Annotated in this window: 13 protein-coding genes; 4 read left to right on the top strand and 9 right to left on the bottom strand. The window is 72.5% G+C overall.

From position 1 onward, the window contains the following. Nucleotides 1-80: 80 nt before the first annotated feature. The gene (locus F0L68_RS09300) at nucleotides 81-1,700 is read left to right on the top strand and encodes an MFS transporter (protein WP_306463147.1); all 1,620 of its coding nucleotides are present in this window, start codon (nucleotides 81-83) and stop codon (nucleotides 1,698-1,700) included. Here F0L68_RS09300 and F0L68_RS09295 read toward each other — a convergent pair. Next, nucleotides 1,671-3,266, bottom strand: a complete 1,596-nt coding sequence (locus F0L68_RS09295; protein ID WP_438672261.1) for an alpha/beta hydrolase — start codon at nucleotides 3,264-3,266, stop codon at nucleotides 1,671-1,673. The two genes, F0L68_RS09300 and F0L68_RS09295, sit on opposite strands and share 30 nt — an antisense overlap. Nucleotides 3,267-3,481: 215 nt before the next feature. Between F0L68_RS09295 and F0L68_RS09290 the strand changes: the two genes are divergently transcribed. After that, nucleotides 3,482-5,212, top strand: coding sequence for an NAD+ synthase (locus F0L68_RS09290; RefSeq protein ID WP_149849079.1), 1,731 nt, complete (start codon nucleotides 3,482-3,484; stop codon nucleotides 5,210-5,212). Nucleotides 5,213-5,228: 16 nt separating this feature from the next. On the opposite strand, the gene F0L68_RS09285 is transcribed toward F0L68_RS09290, so the two are convergent. Then, nucleotides 5,229-6,041 (bottom strand): S1 family peptidase, encoded by an 813-nt coding sequence (locus F0L68_RS09285; protein ID WP_149849078.1) that lies wholly within the window; start codon nucleotides 6,039-6,041, stop codon nucleotides 5,229-5,231. A 56-nt stretch (nucleotides 6,042-6,097) separates the two neighbouring features. Beyond that, on the bottom strand, nucleotides 6,098-9,442 hold the full coding sequence (gene lysX / locus F0L68_RS09280) for a bifunctional lysylphosphatidylglycerol synthetase/lysine--tRNA ligase LysX (RefSeq protein WP_149849077.1): 3,345 nt from the start codon (nucleotides 9,440-9,442) through the stop codon (nucleotides 6,098-6,100). A 275-nt stretch (nucleotides 9,443-9,717) separates the two neighbouring features. On the opposite strand from lysX, the gene panB reads away from it, so the two are divergent. Then, the gene (gene panB / locus F0L68_RS09275; RefSeq protein ID WP_149849076.1) at nucleotides 9,718-10,587 is read left to right on the top strand and encodes a 3-methyl-2-oxobutanoate hydroxymethyltransferase; all 870 of its coding nucleotides are present in this window, start codon (nucleotides 9,718-9,720) and stop codon (nucleotides 10,585-10,587) included. Between the two features lie 60 nt (nucleotides 10,588-10,647). Here panB and F0L68_RS09270 read toward each other — a convergent pair whose 3' ends face one another. Next, nucleotides 10,648-11,589, bottom strand: coding sequence for a glutathione S-transferase family protein (locus F0L68_RS09270; RefSeq protein WP_149849075.1), 942 nt, complete (start codon nucleotides 11,587-11,589; stop codon nucleotides 10,648-10,650). Nucleotides 11,590-11,636: 47 nt separating this feature from the next. Here F0L68_RS09270 and pip point away from each other — a divergent pair, with 47 nt between their 5' ends. Further along, a complete protein-coding gene (gene pip / locus F0L68_RS09265) occupies nucleotides 11,637-12,602 on the top strand; it encodes a prolyl aminopeptidase (protein WP_149849074.1) in 966 nt (321 codons plus the stop codon). 18 nt (nucleotides 12,603-12,620) lie between these two features. Here the strand turns inward: pip and F0L68_RS09260 are convergent, their stop codons facing one another. The 5 genes from F0L68_RS09260 to F0L68_RS09240 form a co-directional block, all read right to left on the bottom strand. Then, nucleotides 12,621-13,412 carry a helical backbone metal receptor gene (locus F0L68_RS09260; protein ID WP_188316473.1) on the bottom strand — a complete coding sequence of 264 codons (792 nt, stop codon included), beginning with the start codon at nucleotides 13,410-13,412 and terminating at the stop codon, nucleotides 12,621-12,623. Continuing rightward, nucleotides 13,409-14,077: an NADPH-dependent F420 reductase gene (npdG, locus tag F0L68_RS09255; RefSeq protein WP_149849073.1), complete on the bottom strand. Its 669-nt coding sequence runs from the start codon at nucleotides 14,075-14,077 to the stop codon at nucleotides 13,409-13,411. The genes F0L68_RS09260 and npdG overlap by 4 nt, the downstream gene beginning before the upstream one ends. 109 nt (nucleotides 14,078-14,186) lie before the next feature. After that, on the bottom strand, nucleotides 14,187-15,596 hold the full coding sequence (locus F0L68_RS09250; protein ID WP_149849090.1) for an RNB domain-containing ribonuclease: 1,410 nt from the start codon (nucleotides 15,594-15,596) through the stop codon (nucleotides 14,187-14,189). A 96-nt stretch (nucleotides 15,597-15,692) separates the two neighbouring features. Next, the gene (locus F0L68_RS09245) at nucleotides 15,693-15,881 is read right to left on the bottom strand and encodes a hypothetical protein (protein ID WP_149849072.1); all 189 of its coding nucleotides are present in this window, start codon (nucleotides 15,879-15,881) and stop codon (nucleotides 15,693-15,695) included. Between the two features lie 71 nt (nucleotides 15,882-15,952). Next, entirely contained in the window at nucleotides 15,953-16,450 is a 498-nt protein-coding gene (locus tag F0L68_RS09240; RefSeq protein ID WP_149849071.1) for a hypothetical protein, read from the bottom strand. Nucleotides 16,451-16,454 lie beyond the last annotated feature (4 nt).

The raw sequence follows: 16,454 nt of genomic DNA, 5'->3' as shown, positions 1-16,454 counted from the left end.
CGGTGTCCGGGAACGTTGTCGGTGGCCTTCCGGGACCCAGATTGTGCCCCGCAAGGCGCCGCCGCGTCCCCATCCCGGTGTTGGATGGGGACGCGGCGGCAACGCCGCGAGGCGCGATCTGGGCTCGGAAGGACCCGGCGAACGCTTCTGGACACCGCACTAGGGGCAGGCGGTCGCTGGCCATCGGCTCCGGCGGGCTGGCCGTGCTGCTCGCGGCCCTGGACGCCTACGTCGTCGTCGGCATCCTGCTGGACATGGTGCGGGACCTCGACGTGCCGGTGAACCACCTCGAACGGGCCACGCCGGTCGTCACCGGGTACCTGCTCGGCTACGTCGCCGCGATGCCGCTGCTCGGGCAGCTGTCCGACCGGTTCGGCCGCCGGATCGTGCTGCACGGCTGCCTGGCCGGGTTCGCGATCGGGTCGGCCGTCACCGCCCTCGCTGGCGACCTCCCGCTGCTGGTCACCGGCCGGGTGGTGCAGGGCGTCGCGGGCGGCGCGCTGCTGCCGGTGACGATGGCGCTGGTCGGCGACCTGTGGGCGGAGCGCCGCCGCTCCGCGGTGTTGGGGATCGTCGGCGCGGCACAGGAACTCGGCAGCGTTCTCGGGCCGCTGTACGGGGTGTGGCTGGCCGCGCTGTGCGCGAGTTGGTTCGACGGGCAGGGCTGGCGCGGCGTGTTCTGGGTGAACGTGCCGCTCGCGTTGCTGGCCATGGTGGTCGTGCAGCTGACCGTGCCGGGCGGCAGGGCGACCGCACGAACGGCGGGCACGCGGGTCGACGTGGTCGGCGGAGCGCTGCTGGCCGCGGCGCTGGCCGTGCTGGTGGTGGCGGTCTACAACCCCGATCCCGAGCACGCGGTGCTGCCGGCCTGGGGCCTGCCCGCGCTGGCCGGGGCGGTGCTGTTGCTGGTCGGCTTCGCGCTGTGGGAGCGGCGGTCCTCGGTGCGGCTGATCGACCCGGCCGGCGTGCGGATGCGGCCGTTCCTGGCCACCCTCGGCGCGAGCCTGGCCGCCGGGGCCGCGCTGATGGTGACGCTGGTCGACGTCGAGCTGTTCGCGCAGTCCCTGCTCGGCAAGGACTCCGCAGGCGCGGCCCTGCTGCTGACCAGGTTCCTGGTCGCGCTGCCGGTCGGGGCGCTGCTCGGCGGGGTGCTCGCGGCGCGGTTCGGCGACCGGTCGGTCGCCGCGGTGGGCCTGCTGTTGGCGGCGGGCGGTTACCTGCTGATCTCGCGGTGGCCGGTGGACCTGCTGACCTCGCGGCACCTGCTCGGTCCCGTGTCACTGCCCAGGCTGGACACGGATCTCGTGCTCGCCGGGATCGGCCTCGGCCTGGTCATCGCGCCGGTGTCGGCCGCGGTCCTGCGGGTGGTGCCGGCCGCGTCGCACGGAGTCGCCTCCGCGTCGGTGGTGGTGGCGCGGATGACGGGGATGCTGCTCGGCGTCGCCGCGTTGTCCGCGTGGGGCCTGCACCGGTTCCGGTCGCTGACCGCCACGCTGGACACGCCGCTGCCGTTCGGGGTGTCCGAACAGGAGTTCCGGCAGCGGCTCACCGACTACCGGCACGCGCTGGACCAGGCCCTGCTCACCGAGTACCACGAGATCTTCCTGGCCACCGCCGTGATCTGTGTGGTCGGCGCCGCGATCGCGCTGCTGCTGCCCGACCGCTCGACCTCACTTGCAGCGGGTGCCGGCGGGCGGTAGCTGGAGGCTCACCAGGTACTTGGTGCCCGCGTCGTCGACGCACTTGTTGCCTTGCAGGAACGCGGTGTGCTGGGTGCCCTCGAAGGTGAGCAGCCCGCCGCGCAGGGCGTTGGCCAGGTTCACGCCGGCCTGGTAGGGCGTCGCCGGGTCGTTGGTGGTGGAGACCACCAGCACCGGCGGCACCCCGTCGGCGTTGGGCGTGTGCGGGGCCTCGGTCGGCGGCACCGGCCAGAACGCGCAGGAGTCCAGCGCCGCGCCCGGCGGCTGGCCGTCGTCGAGGAACGGCGCGGCCTGCTGGTACCGGCGCTGCGTCTCCAGCAGCGCGTTCTTGTCCGTGACCCGCTGGTCGTCGAGGCAGTGCACGGCGTTGAACACGTCGGTGATCGTCGAGTACTGGCCCTTGTTGTCCCGGTCGAAGTAGTTGTCCGCCAGCGCCATCAGCGTGCCGCCCTTGCCGTTGCGCAGCTCGTTCAGGCCCGTGTTCAGGGGTTCCCACAGCTGGTCGGAGTACAGCGCTTGGATCGCAGCCGTCGTCGCGTCGGAGTAGGACAGCTTGCGGTCCCCGACCGTGACGGGCCGGTTGATCAGCGGCAGCACCAGGTCCCGGAACGCGGCGGTCGCCTTGGCCGGGTACGAGCCGAGCGCGCAGTCCTTGCGCTGCGCGCACCACGCCGAGAACACGTCGAACGCCTTCTGGAAGCCGGCGGCCTGCGACACGACCTCGTCCATCGCGCTCTGCGTCGGGTCGACCGCGCCGTCGAGCACCAGCGCGCGCACGCTGCCGGGGAACGCCTCGGCGTACTCGGTGCCGATCCTGGTGCCGTAGGAGTAGCCGAGGTAGCTGAGCTTCGCGTCGCCCAGCGCGGACCGCAGCACGTCCATGTCCTTGGCGACCTCGCGGGTGCCGACGTTGGCCAGCACGTCGGCGCCGACAGCCGAGGCGCACTTGTCGGCGTAGTCCTTGTTCTCCTTCTCCACCTTGGCGATGCCGGCCGGCGAGGTGTCGGTGTCGTCCTCCAGCCGCTGCGCGTCCCGTTCCGCGTTGGACAGGCACCGCAGCTGCGGCTCGCTCGCGCCGACGCCGCGCGGGTCGAAGCCGACCAGGTCGAAGCGCCTGCCCAGCTCGCTGCCCCTGGTCTGGCTGATCAGCCCGGCCGCCGCGGTCATGCCGGAGCCGCCGGGACCGCCGGGGTTGATCACCAGCGAGCCGACCCGCTGGCCCTGGTCGGTCGCCTTGCCGCGGAGCAGGCCCAGCTTGATCGACCGGCCGGTCGGCTTGGTGTAGTCCAGCGGCACCGTGAGGTTCGCGCACTCGATGCCGGACCTGCCGAACGCCGTCCTGCTGTCGCCGGTGGTCGCGTACGGCTTGCAGTCGCCCCAGCTCAGCGGCTGGCCGTAGAACTGCTCCAGCCCGGCGGGGACCGCGCCGGCCGGCCCCCGTTGCTCGACTCGGACGCCGGGAGCGGCACTCCCCGGCACCGTCGAGGTGCAGGCGGAGGCGGCCACCAGGAGCGCGGCGCCGGCGAACAGGAGGAGCCCGGTGACCGGGCGGCGGGGGTCGACCACGACACGATCGTGCCATCCCGGGTGTACGAGACCGGTCAGCCATGCCACGTGCGGTGTCCCGCAATTGCCCTGACTCGTCGCCCACAGGAGTGCCCGCCGTGCCATCCCGGGTGTACGAGACCGGTCAGCCATGCCACGTCCGGCGGCCCGTGATTGCCCTGACTCGTCGCACACAGGAGTGCCCGCGATTGGACTGGATGGACGATGATGTGCGCATGCCTCAGCTGCGCCTCGCCCTCGCCCAGGTCAATCCCTGTGTCGGCGATCTGGACGGCAACGCCGACCTGGTCGTCGAATGGACCCGCAAGGCCGTCGAGGCCGGCGCGCACCTCGCGGTGTTCCCCGAGATGGTGCTCACCGGCTACCCGGTCGAGGACCTCGCGCTGCGGGAGTCCTTCGCGGAGGCCGCGCGGCACGCGGTGGAGTCGCTGGCGGGTCGGCTGGCCGACGCGGGCTGCGGGGACCTCCCGGTCTACGTCGGCTACCTGGACCGGGACGAGGTCGGCGCGCGCAACGCCGCCGCCGTGCTGTACCGGGGGACGGTGGTGGCGCGGCAGTACAAGCACCACCTGCCCAACTACGGCGTGTTCGACGAGCAGCGCTACTTCCGGCCCGGCGCGTCGCTGGACGTGCTGCGGGTGCACGGGCTCGAGGTCGGCATGGTGATCTGCGAGGACATCTGGCAGGACGGCGGCCCGATCTCGGCGCTCGGCGCGGCCGGCGTCGACCTGATCGTGTCGCCCAACGCCTCCCCGTACGAGCGCAACAAGGACGACGTGCGGCTGCCGCTGCTGGCCCGCAGGGCCGCCGAGGCCGGCGCGCCGCTGGCGTATGTGAACCAGATCGGCGGGCAGGACGAGCTGGTCTTCGACGGTGACTCGATGGTGATCGGCCAGGACGGCGCGCTGCTGACCAGGGCGCCTCAGTTCGTGGAGCACCTCACGGTCCTCGACCTCGACCTGCCTGGCGGGGCGGCGCGGACCGCGGGCCTGGTCGGCGAGTTCACCGTGACCAGGCGGACGCTGACGGAGTCGCCGCTTGAGCCCTACCAGGCGCTGCCGACTCCCCCGGCCGCCGAGCCGCTGCCCGACCAGGCCGAGGTGTGGTCCGCGCTGGTCGTCGGCCTACGCGACTACGTGCGCAAGAACGGGTTCGAGTCGGTGGTGTTCGGGTTCTCCGGCGGAATCGACTCCGCGGTGGTCGCGGCGATCGCGGCGGACGCGCTCGGCGGCGACGCGGTGTACGGCGTGTCGATGCCCTCGGCGTACTCGTCGGAGCACTCCAGGTCCGACGCGGCCGACCTGGCCTCGCGGATCGGCGCGCACTTCCAGGTGCAGCCGATCGGGGACATGGTGCGGGTGTTCGTCGACCAGCTCGGGCTGACCGGCCTCGCCGAGGAGAACGTGCAGGCACGGTGCCGGGGCGTGACGCTGATGGCGCTGTCCAACCAGCACGGGCACCTGGTGCTGGCGACCGGCAACAAGACCGAGCTCGCGGTGGGCTACTCGACCATCTACGGCGACGCGGTCGGCGGGTTCGCGCCGATCAAGGACGTGCCCAAGACGCTGGTGTGGGAGCTGGCGAAGTGGCGCAACGCCGAGGCCGAGAAGCGCGGCGAGGTGCCGCCGATCCCGGAGAACTCGATCACCAAGCCGCCGTCGGCCGAGCTGCGGCCCGACCAGCTGGACAGCGACTCGCTGCCGGACTACGAGGTGCTCGACGCCGTCCTGGACGACTACGTCGAGGGCGACCGGGGTTACGCGGACCTGATCGCCGCGGGCTTCGACGCCGAGCTGGTCGACCGGGTGCTGCGGATGGTCGACAGGGCGGAGTACAAGCGTCGGCAGTACCCGCCGGGCACGAAGATCACGTTCAAGGCGTTCGGCCGGGACCGCAGGCTGCCGATCACCAGCGCCTGGCGGGAGCGGCACCCCGTCGCCCACTAGTCACCCGCGACGTAGGTCAGTCGGCGGCGATGGTCTGGAGGATCCAGGCCAGGTAGGCGCTCGCGTCGGTATAGATGGTCGGCGCGCCGCCGCAGCCCCTGACGGTGCCCCGGCTGTCGACGCCGGCCAGCAGGTAGCGGTCGCCGACGGGCAGCAGCGCGGGGCCGCCGGAGTCGCCTGCGCAGTCGCCGGCACCGTCCGGGCGGCTCAGGCACAGCTCGCTGACGCCGTCGATGCTGCCCGTCGCGCAGGTGCTCGCGGCGGTTGTCTCCGTGTCCAGTTGGTGCAGCGCGGTGGGGAACCGCCCGGCGCACTCGGGCGCGTCGCAGGTCATGCCCCAGCCGAGCAGCCTCAGCTGCGCGCCCGTCGGGACCGTGGGCGCGACCAGCGCGGGCCGGTACGGCATCGGGGCGGCGAGCCGCACGAGGGCGATGTCGCCGTGGAGGTACTTCGTCGGCCCGGTCCACCTCGGGTTCGACACGATCTTCGTGATGGACGTCAGCGTGCCGCCCGAGGTGCGGTCGTTGGAGCCGACGCGGACCTGGAACTGGTCGAGGTCCGGCTTCCAGTCGTCCCCGTCGCCGACGCAGTGCGCCGCGGTGACCACCCACCTCGGCGCGATGAGCGTGCCGCCGCAGTGGTGGCCGAAGGGGTAGTCCACGAACTTGCGGAACTGGAGCTCAGCGACGAACGGGTAGGCCCGGTCGGCCTCGCCGCCGCCGATGATGTGCGGCGACGCTGACCCGGTCGCCTCGGCCGGGCCGGCCACACCGGCAAGCACGAGCGCGGCGGTCGCGATCAGGCCGGCCAGCAATCCCTTGAGCCTCATGGACAATCCTCCCGTTTCGTCGGTCGGGAGACACCATCCTCGGTGGCCGATAAGGATCAGTTAAGCGGGCGCACGAACGGGAACAGCACGGACTGGCGGATGGACGCGCCGGTGAGCATCATCAGCAGCCGGTCGACGCCCATGCCGAGGCCGCCGGTCGGCGGCATGCCGTGTTCGAGCGCCCGCAGGAAATCCTCGTCCAGCTCCATGGCCTCGACGTCGCCGCTGGCGGCCTTCAGCGACTGCGCCTCCAGCCTGCGGCGCTGCTCGATCGGGTCGGTCAGCTCCGAGTACGCGGTGCCGATCTCGGCGCCGAACGCCACCAGGTCCCAGCGTTCCGCCAGCCTCGGGTCGACCCGGTGCTGCCTGGTCAGCGGCGACACGTCGGTCGGGAAGTCGGTGTAGAACGTCGGCCCGACCGTCCGCGCCTCCACGAGGTCGTCGTAGGCGGCGAGCAGCAGGTCGCCGTGGCCCCACTCCTCGTGCACGGCGATCCCGGCCGAGGTCAGCAGCCCGCGCAGGGCGCCGTCCGGGGTGTCCGGCCCGACTTTCTCCCCCAGCGCGCTCGACACGGCGTCGTGCACGGTGACCACCGGCCACTGCCCGGAGATGTCGTGCTCGACGATCGTGCCGTCCGGCGCGGGCCTGCGGGCGAGCTGTGCGCCGTGCACCGAGACCGCCGCGCGCTGCACCAACTCCCGCATCAGGTGCAGCATCGTCGTGTAGTCGGCGTAGGCCTGGTAGGCCTCCAGCATGGTGAACTCGGGGTTGTGCGTGGCGTCCGCGCCCTCGTTGCGGAAGTTGCGGTTGAGTTCGAAGACCCGGTCGACGCCGGCGACGCACAGCCGTTTGAGGTACAGCTCCGGCGCGATCCGCAGGTACATCCGCATGTCGTAGGCGTTGATGTGGGTGACGAACGGCCGCGCGTTGGCCCCGCCGTGCACCGCCTGGAGCATCGGCGTCTCGACCTCGAGGTAGCGCCTGCCGTGCAGGAACTCGCGCACCGACCGCACCAGATCGCTGCGCGTCCGCAGCATCCGCGCCGACTCCGGATTCACCACAAGGTCCAGGTAGCGCTGGCGCACCCGCGTCTCCGGGTCGGACAGGCCCTTTCGCTTGTCCGGCAACGGATGTAGGCACTTCGCCGTCACCGTCCAGCGGTCCGCGAGCACGGACAGCTCGCCGCGCCGCGACGCGACCACCTCGCCGGACACGCCGACGTGGTCGCCGAGGTCGACACCCGACTTCCAGCCGGCCAGGCCGGCCGCGCCGAGCCGCTCGGCGGACAGCATCACCTGCAACTCGCCGCTGAAGTCCCGCAGCCGCACGAAACTCAGCCCGCCCAGCTCTCGACTCGCGACCACGCGGCCGGTGACCGAGACCCGCTGCCCGGTGTGCGCGCCAGCGGCCAGGCCGGCGAACCGGTCGCGCACGTCGGCCAGCAGGCTGTCCCGGTCGAAACCGACCGGGTACGGGTCAACGCCATCGGCGCGCAGCCGGTCGAGCTTGGCGATCCGCACCCTGACCTGCTCGGGCCTGCGCGCCTGCCGCGTCGGCACGTGCGCGGCGCGCTCCTCGAGGTCGCGGACCCGGCCGACGAAGTCCTCGTCCAGGGTCGTGTCGTCGAGCACGCGCCTCGGCCCGCGCTTGACCAGCGAGCGGGTGCTCGGCACGAAGCCCTCCGCGACGCCGGCGACCAGGCTGACCCTCGGCAGGTTGCGGGCCCGCTGATAGCAGAGGAACCGGGGCACCCAGTCCGGCCCGTACTTGGCGTTGGACCGGTAGAGCGACTCGAGCTGGAAGAACCGGGACGCCAACCGCAGCGCGCCGCGCCAGGCCCGCAGCACCGGGCCGGCGCCGATCTTCTCGCCCTCCTCGAACACCGCGCGGAACATGGCGAAGTTCAGCGAGATCCGCTGCACGCCGAGCCGCCCGCTGGCCGCGACCAGCTCGGCGACCAGGTACTCGTTGAGGCCGTTGCCGGCGTCGCGGTCGCGGCGCATCAGGTCGAGCGACAGGCCGCGCCTGCCCCACGGCACGAACGACAGCAGCCCGCGCAACCTGCCCTGCGCGTCGTACGCCTCGACCATCACGCAGCGGCCGTCGCTGGGATCGCCGAGCCGGCCGAGCGCCATGGAGAAGCCGCGCTCGGTCTCCGTGCCGCGCCAGTGCTGGGCCAGATCGAGGATCCTGGCCATCTCCTCGGCGGGGATCTCGGCGTGTCGGCGGATCGTGGTGCGGTAGCCGGCGCGCTCGACGCGGCTCACCGCCTGCCGGACCGACCGGCGGTCCGGGCCAGCCAGGTTGAACTCCCGCACGTCGAGCACGGCCTCGTCGCCGATCTCCAAGGCCTTCAGCCCTGCGCCGGTGTAGGCGCGGGCGCCGCGTTCGCTCGCGCCGAGCACCCCGGCCAGCCAGCCGTACCGGTGCGCCTCGGCCAGCCAGGCCGCGACGGCGCTGGGCCACTCCTGTTCGTCGCCGATCGGGTCGCCGCTGGCCAGGCTCGCGCCGCCGAACACCCGGTAGGTCAGCGCGGCCCGCCCGGACGGCGCGAACACGACGCTCTTGTCCCGCCTGGTCGCGAAGTAGCCGAGCGAGTCGGGTTCGCTGTGCTCGGCGAGCAGCTCGCGGACCCGCAGCTCCTCGTCGGCGCCGAGTAGCCGCCTGCTCCGCTCGCTGCGGAAGAACACCACCATCGCGTAGCCGAGGACGAGCGCGCCGAGCAGGCCGAGCAGGAAGCTGAGCCAGCCGGGTCCCGAGCCGACCCCGAACCGGGGCAGCGGGAACTGTTCGAGGGTGGTCTGGTTAGCCGCCCAGGCCAGCCGGTCGCCGGTCCGCACCAGCGTGCCTGGAAACACCTCGGCCAGGCCCCAGCCGATCAGCGACACCGCGATCACGCCGCCGACCAGCACGCCGAGCGCGCGCAGCAGGGCGCCCCTGACCAGCTTCGCCGGGAACGCCTGCCGCAGCACCAGCAGCACGACGACGCAGAGCACGGTGAGGCCGATGTCCACCAGCAGCGCCTGCTGGAGGTCGCCGGGCGAGGACACGTCCAGCTCGCTCTCCAGCAGGTCCGGCACGAACAGCACGAACAGCTCGATGAACCCCAGGAACAGCAGGTTCAGGAACTGGAGGAGCAGCAGCGTCCACAGGGCAGCGCGCTTGCGGCGGCGCAGCGCGGTGCCGAGCACGGCGAGCACCAGCGCGTTGAGCAGGTTCGCCTGAACCGGCAGGCCGACCAGGCCGAACGCGTAGCTGAGGTCGTCGGTGAGGCCGGGGAACGCGCCCTCGATCAGCAGGCTCAGCACGCAGGCGAGGGCGCCGAGCTGGACGACGGTGGCGACCACGCCCGCCGCGCGCTGCCGCCAGCGGGCGACCGGCTGCGGTTCGCCACCGTCCATGCGCGCTCCAGGTCGCCCCGGTCAGCACGGCCAGGCCGAGTGGCACTGTGTCGACGAGGCTGCGCGGGGTGCGGACCATGATTGCCCGTCGGGCGCTGACCTGCATGTCAGGACGCCGGGTGCCACCCACGGGGTGAACCGGGCGGATCCTGCGGTGTGAAAATGCTCCCACCGGCCTGCCGCTTCGCCGGATCCGGTGTCACCCTCAGCGGGTAACCATCCGGACAGCCCGGGGACCCGCAAGGACGCGGGCCTCGAGGGAGGACGGTAGGACGATGACGTCTGCCGCTGAGGTATCGGCGCCCTACGGTTCGGGGGCAGCCGCGCAGGCCACACCGACCGCCCCGCGCAAGCGGGTGCGCATCCACCACCTTCAGGACCTGAAGGACCGCGGTGAGCCATGGCCCATGCTCACCGCCTACGACATGTACACCGCCGAGCTGTTCGACGAGGCCGGCATCCCGGTCCTGCTGGTCGGCGACTCCGCCGCGAACAACGTCTACGGCCACGAGACCTCCCTGCCGGTCACCGTCGACGAGCTGCTGCCGCTGGTGCGTTCGGTGACCAGGGCGGCCCGGCACTCGCTGGTCGTCGCCGACCTGCCGTTCGGCTCCTACCAGGTGTCCGTCGAGCAGGCCGTGACCACCGCAGTCCGGTTCATGAAGGAGGGGCTGGCGCACGCCGTCAAGCTCGAGGGCGGCAGGCGGTTCGCGCCGCACATCGAGGCGATCGTGGCCGCGGGCATCCCCGTGATGGCGCACATCGGATTCACTCCGCAGAGTGAACACCAGCTGGGTGGGTACCGGGTCCAGGGCCGCGACGCGGCCGCGGACGCGGTGCGCGCCGACGCGGCCGCCGTGCAGGAGGCCGGGGCGTTCGCCGTGGTGCTGGAGATGGTGACCGCCGAGGTCGCCAAGCAGGTCACGCACGAGCTGCGGATCCCGACCATCGGCATCGGGGCCGGCCCGGACTGCGACGCTCAGGTGCTGGTGTGGCAGGACATGGCCGGGCTGCGGCGCGGTAGGGCGCCGAAGTTCGTCAAGCGCTACGCGGACCTGGCCGGAGTGCTCGGCGGAGCCGCGACCGCGTTCGCCGACGAGGTCCGCAACCGGCAGTTCCCCGGCCCGGAGCACTCGTTCCACTAGGCCTTGTCCGAACGGGCGTGCGACGCCGGGGTTCGCCCCGGCGTCGCACGCCCGGTCGGCTCAGAGGGTGTCGCGGCCGTGCGGCGTGTGCCAGGTGCCAAGGTCCGGGCCGAGCGGCACGATGCGGCTCGGGTTGAGCTGCTCGTGCGTCGCGTAGTAGTGCCGCTTGATCTGGTCGAAGTCGACCGTGTCGCCGAAGCCTGGCGTCTGGAACAGGTCGCGGGCGTACGCCCACAGCACGGGCAGCTCGGTCAGCTTGTGCCGGTTGCACTTGAAGTGCCCGTGGTAGACGGCGTCGAAGCGGACCAGCGTGGTGAACAGCCGCACGTCGGCCTCGGTGAGCCGGTCGCCGAGGAGGTAGCGCTGCCCGGCCAGCCGCTCGGACAGCCGGTCCAGCTCCCCGAACAGCGCGTCGAACGCCTCGTCGTAGGCCTCCTGGCCCGCCGCGAACCCGCAGCGGTACACGCCGTTGTTGACGTTGCGGAAGATCGGCTCGATGACGGCGTCGATCTCGCCGCGCAGCTGTTCGGGGTAGAGGTCGGGCGCGCCGGGCCGGTGCAGGTCCCGCCACTGCGTGGACAGGTCGAGCGTGATCTGCGGATAGTCGTTGCTAACGACGCGCCCGGTCGGCACGTCGACGACGGCCGGCACGGTGACCCGGCCGGCGAAGGTCGAGTCGGTCGCGAGGTACGCCTCGGACAGGAACCCGATGCCCAGCACCGGATCGCGGTCTCCCTCGTCCAGGGTGAACCGCCAGCCGCGCTCGTCGCGGATCGGGTCGACCACGGCGAGCGAGATCGCGTCCTCGAGGCCGAGCAGCCTGCGCACGATGATCGCCCGGTGCGCCCACGGACACGCCTTGGACACGACCAGGCGATACCGGCCGGCCTCCACCGGCCAGTCCGACGACCCGTCCGAGGTGATCCGGTCGGTGAACCGGTTGGCCTGCCGGACGAACTCGCCCCGCGTCGAGGTTTCCTGGCCGAACTGCGCACGCACCATGCTGTTGACTGTAGAACCGGGGTCGGGGTTCGGGCAGAGTGGTGCGGGTGCGCGTCCTATATCCCGAGATCGAGCCGTACGAGCAGGGCATGCTCGACGTCGGCGACGGCAACCTCGTCTACTGGGAGACCTCCGGCAACCCCGACGGCAGGCCGGTCGTCTTCCTGCACGGCGGTCCCGGCGGCGGCAGTTCACCGAGCCACCGCAGGCAGTTCGACCCGGCGGCCTACCGGATCGTCGTGTTCGACCAGCGCGGGTGCGGCCGCAGCACGCCGCACGCCAGTTCGCCGGAGGCCGACCTCGGCGCCAACACCACCTGGCACCTCGTCGCCGACCTGGAGAAGCTGCGCGAACACCTCGGCGTCGAGCGGTGGCAGGTGTTCGGCGGCTCCTGGGGCAGCACCCTGGCGCTGGCCTACGCGGAGACCCACGCCGAGCGGGTGACCGAACTGGTGCTGCGCGGCATCTTCACGCTGCGCCAACGGGAACTGCGCTGGTACTACAACGGCGGCGCAGGCTTCCTGTTCCCCGAGTGGTGGGACCGGTTCCTCGCGCCGATTCCCGAGGACGAGCAGGACGACCTGATCGGCGCGTACCACCGGCGGCTGGGCGACCCCGACCCCGCCGTGCACGGGCCGGCTGCGGTGGCGTGGAGCACCTGGGAGGCGGCCACCGTGAAGCTCGTCGAGGACCCCGAACTCGTCGCGGCGTTCGCGGAGCCGTCGTTCGCGCTGGCCTTCGCCAGGATCGAGAACCACTACTTCGTGAACGAGGGGTGGCTCGAACCGGATCAGTTGCTGCGCGACGCGCACCGGTTGGTCGGGATCCCCGGGGTGATCGTGCAGGGACGGTACGACGCGGCGACGCCGCCAACCACGGCGTGGGCGCTGCACAAGGCTTGGCCGGGCTCCGAGCTGATCATGGTGCCCGCCGCCGGCCACTCCTACGACGAGCCGGGCATCCTGGACGCGCTGATCACGACGACCGACCGGTTCGCCGGCAAGGTCGACTAGCTGGTTGGGGTCCGCCGGTCAGCTCCGGAGGGCGGCAGCCAGGGTGTCGCGCGCCTCCACCAGCGACGGGCCGTACCAGGTGAGCAGGCGGCCGGAGACCGGGACGCAGGCGGCGCCGGGAAACGCGTCGGGGCCGTCCGCCGCGCTGAACGCGTACGGCTCGTCCGGGAGCACCACCAGATCCGCCTTTCCGTTGCCCAGCAACGCGGTCAGCTCCGCGAGCGGCGGCCGGGGATAGCGGTCGGGATGGCCGGCGAAGGCGTTGGCCACGCCGAGGCGGCGGAGCACATCCCCGGCGAAGGTGTCCCGGCCGAGCACCACCCAGGGACGCCGCCACACCGGCACGATCGCGGTGGCGCGCACCGGTTCGGTCAGCAGCCACGCGCCGACCGCCTCGAACAGCCACGGCGGCTCCGGCGCGCCGAGCGCGGTGCCGAGCAGCCGCCGCACCGAGCCGAGCGCCGCGAGCACCGAGTCCGGCGCGGCCGTCACCCAGACCGGGATCCCGTTGGCGCGCAACGAAGCCACGTCCTCCGCGCGGTTCTCCTCGACGTTGGCCACCACGAGATCCGGCGCCAACGCGAGCACGTCGGCGACCCTCGGGAACTTCGAGCCGCCGATCCTGGTGACGTCGAGACCGGCCGGGTGGGTGCAGTAGTCCGTCGCGCCGACCAGCAGGCCGGGCACCGTCGCCTCGATCGCCTCGGTCAGCGAGGGCACCAGCGACACGACCCGGCTCGGCGTCCCGGCCGAGCGAAGCACCAGCGGCTCGCCGAGGTCGTCCGCCCCGGCCGTCCGATTCCCGTTCACACGCCGGTGATGCGGATCCCGGCGTGCGTCTTGTACCGCCGGTTGACGGCGATCAGGTTGGCGGTCAACGCCTCGACCTGATGCGCGTTGCGCAGCCGGCCGCCGAAGACACCGCGCACGCCGGGAATCAGCTCGGCCAGCTCGCGAACCAGGTCGGTCGCCTCGCGGTCGTCGCCGAGCACCAGCACGTCGAGGTCCACTTCGGACACCGCGAGGTCGGCGAGCAGGACGGCGGAGACGTGGTGGAACGCGGCCGTGACGCGGGACTCCGGCAGCAGCGACGCGGCCTGCTGCGCCGCGCTGCCCTCCGGCACGTCCAGCACGAACGGCCCCTGCTTGTCGAAGCCGAGCGGGTTCACGCAGTTCACCACGATCTTGCCGGCCAGCGGCTCGCGCAGCGACGCGACCAGGGCGTCGTGGCCGTCCCACGGCACCGCGATCAGCACGATGTCGGACTGCGCCGCGCAGTCGCGATTGTCGGCGCCGCTGACGTGCCCGACGCCGGCCAGCTCCCGCAGCTCCTCGGCGGCGGCCTCGGCCCGCTCGGCGCTGCGCGAGCCGATCACGACCTTCACGCCGGCCTTCGCCCAGCGCAGCGCGAGGCCCTTGCCCTGCGCGCCGGTGCCGCCGAGCACCCCGACGGTGAGTTCGCGAATGTCAGTCACTTGGTCCCTTTCAGATCCGGCCACGCGCGCACACCAGATTGCCGCCCGTGTCGCCTATCGTCGCCCCAACCGCGCCGCCCGCGCGCCCCATGGGGGGCTTGATCACACCTCACGCCCGGGTGAACGACACCTTGCGGCGGGCCTCGTCGGCCTCGACCAGCCGCACCCTGATCCGCTCGCCCTCGGGCAGGCCGGCCCCGGCGCAGCGGGCCATCACCGGCGGGGCCACCACGAACACGTCGGCGCCGCTCGCGTCGGCCCGCAGCACGACGGCGTCGAACTCCTGCCCGACCCGGTCCGCCAGCACCCACGCCTCGACCTGGTCGAGGCACGCGCGCTCCACCTTGCTCGCCAGCGCGTCCGAGCTGCCCATCAGGCCGGGAAGCTGCGGTAACGCGGCCCGCACCCAGTCGGGCACCGGCTGCTCCGCCGAGGTCGCCAGGCACACCTCGGCGGCGAACCGGTCGACCAGCCGCCGCAGCGGCGCGGTGACGTGCGCGTACGGCGCGCCGAGCCCCGCGTGCGTGGCCACCCCAGGCGGGGCGTCGGCGAACGCCGTGTAGCCGGCCCCGCGCAGCAGCCGAGTGGCGTCGACGTAGAGCGCGAGCGACTCCGACCTGGTCGGGTCGAGGCCGGCGAGCAGCTCGGCCACGCTGCTGTCCGCCGACCAGGCGATGCCGAGCGCGTGCGCGGTCCGCCGCAGCCCGTCGACCGCCGCGTCGTCGGCGTCCGGCAGGGTACGCAGCACGCCGACGCCCGCGTCGAGCATCAGGCGCGCGGCGCACATGCCGGTGAGCAGCGAGATCTCGGCGTTCCACGCGTCGACCGGCAGCCTCGGGCGCAGTGCGAGCTTCCACTGGCCGCCGCCGTTGGGCACGATCTCCTGCTCGGGCAGCTGGAGTTCCACCGCGCCCCTGCGGACCGCCAGCTCGCGGCGCAACCGGCCGAAGTCGGCGAGCGGCTCCAGCGAGGGATGCGGGTTCCCCGCAGCGATGGCGGCCTGCACGGTCTCGTAGTCGAACTGGGCGGTGGAGCGCACGATCGCCCTGCGCACGTGCACCCGCTTGGGTTGGCCGTCCCCGTCGCAGTCGATGGTCCACAACACCGAGGGCCGCACCTGGAGCGGCAGCAGGCTGGCCACGCCCTCGGACAGCACGGTCGGGTGCAGCGGCACGTTGCCGTCTGGCAGGTACAGCGTCTGGCCGCGCCGCCGCACCTCGGTGTCCAGCGCCCCGCCCGGCCGCACGAACGGGCCGAGGTCGGCGATCGCGTAGTGCACCCGGAAACCGCCGCCGGCGCGCCGCTGCAACAGCACGGCCTGGTCGAGGTCCTTCGCGCCGGGCGGATCCACCGTCACCAGCGGCAACGCGGTCGCGTCCTCCCGACCGTCCGTGGCGCGCTCGATCGCCACGGCCTGTTCGGCCTCGACCAACGCCGCGGCCGGAAACTCCTGCGGCAGCCGGAATTCGGAACGGATGCCGCCGAAGTCGAGTTCGGCGGGGCCGGTGCGGATAACCATCGACGCCACGTCAGCACCCTACGGGCTGAGGCGAGAATCGTCATTCAACCAGCGTGTGATACCGGGTTGGTCATTCGCCCGGCGCACCCTGTCCGGTCAGTCGTCGTCGTTCCACTGGCGGTCCGCCGCGTCGGCGGCCCTGGTGCGTTCCCGCGCGATGTCCAGGGCGCGCAGCGCGGTCGCCTCGTCCGGATACGGGCCCATCCGGTCGATGGCCCGGCAACCCGCGCCGCGCTCGGCCGTCTGGTGCTTCTGGCAGTAGTACCAGCCATCGGGATCCACCATGCCCCGAGCCTGGCATGCGCCGCCGCGCATGTCACCTCGACAACGGACACCCTTGGCCGGTCAGGACACCGTCACCAGCGCGGCGCCGGGGCCGGCGAGTAGCCGTCGCCGAGGTTCTGCACCGGGAACCCCCTCGGCGGGGTGCTCTGGTTGGCGTTCTCGTGTTCCTTGGGGATCGGGTCGAGGCAGGACACCAGCACGGTCTTGTCCTCGGGGTTCTCGATGCGCTGCCCGTTGCGCTCCCGGTAGACCAGCTCCCCGTCGGTGTCGATCTCCACCAGGCAGCCGACCTCGGCCAACTGGTCCTCGTCCAGGTCGACCAAGCGCTCGTGCCGTGACGGCACCACCCGGTACACCGGCCAGTTCAGGTGCGCGTACACCTGGTGGAACTCGGCTAGCAGGTGCGTCAGCTGCTGCTGCCACGGCAGCGGCATGCCCTCGACCAGCGACCGCGGCAGCACCGCGTAACCCTGGTCGACGCCGAGCCGCGCGTGGTTCAGGTAGTCCCGCAGCGGCGTGCTCGACGCGGGCGGCCCGGCAGGGCGCGGGATGGGATCAGGGGTGAACATGTTC

It is taken from the genome of Solihabitans fulvus, from assembly GCF_008386585.1.
Lineage (GTDB): Bacteria > Actinomycetota > Actinomycetes > Mycobacteriales > Pseudonocardiaceae > Solihabitans > Solihabitans fulvus.
This window is presented reverse-complemented; position numbering and strand designations above follow the sequence as displayed.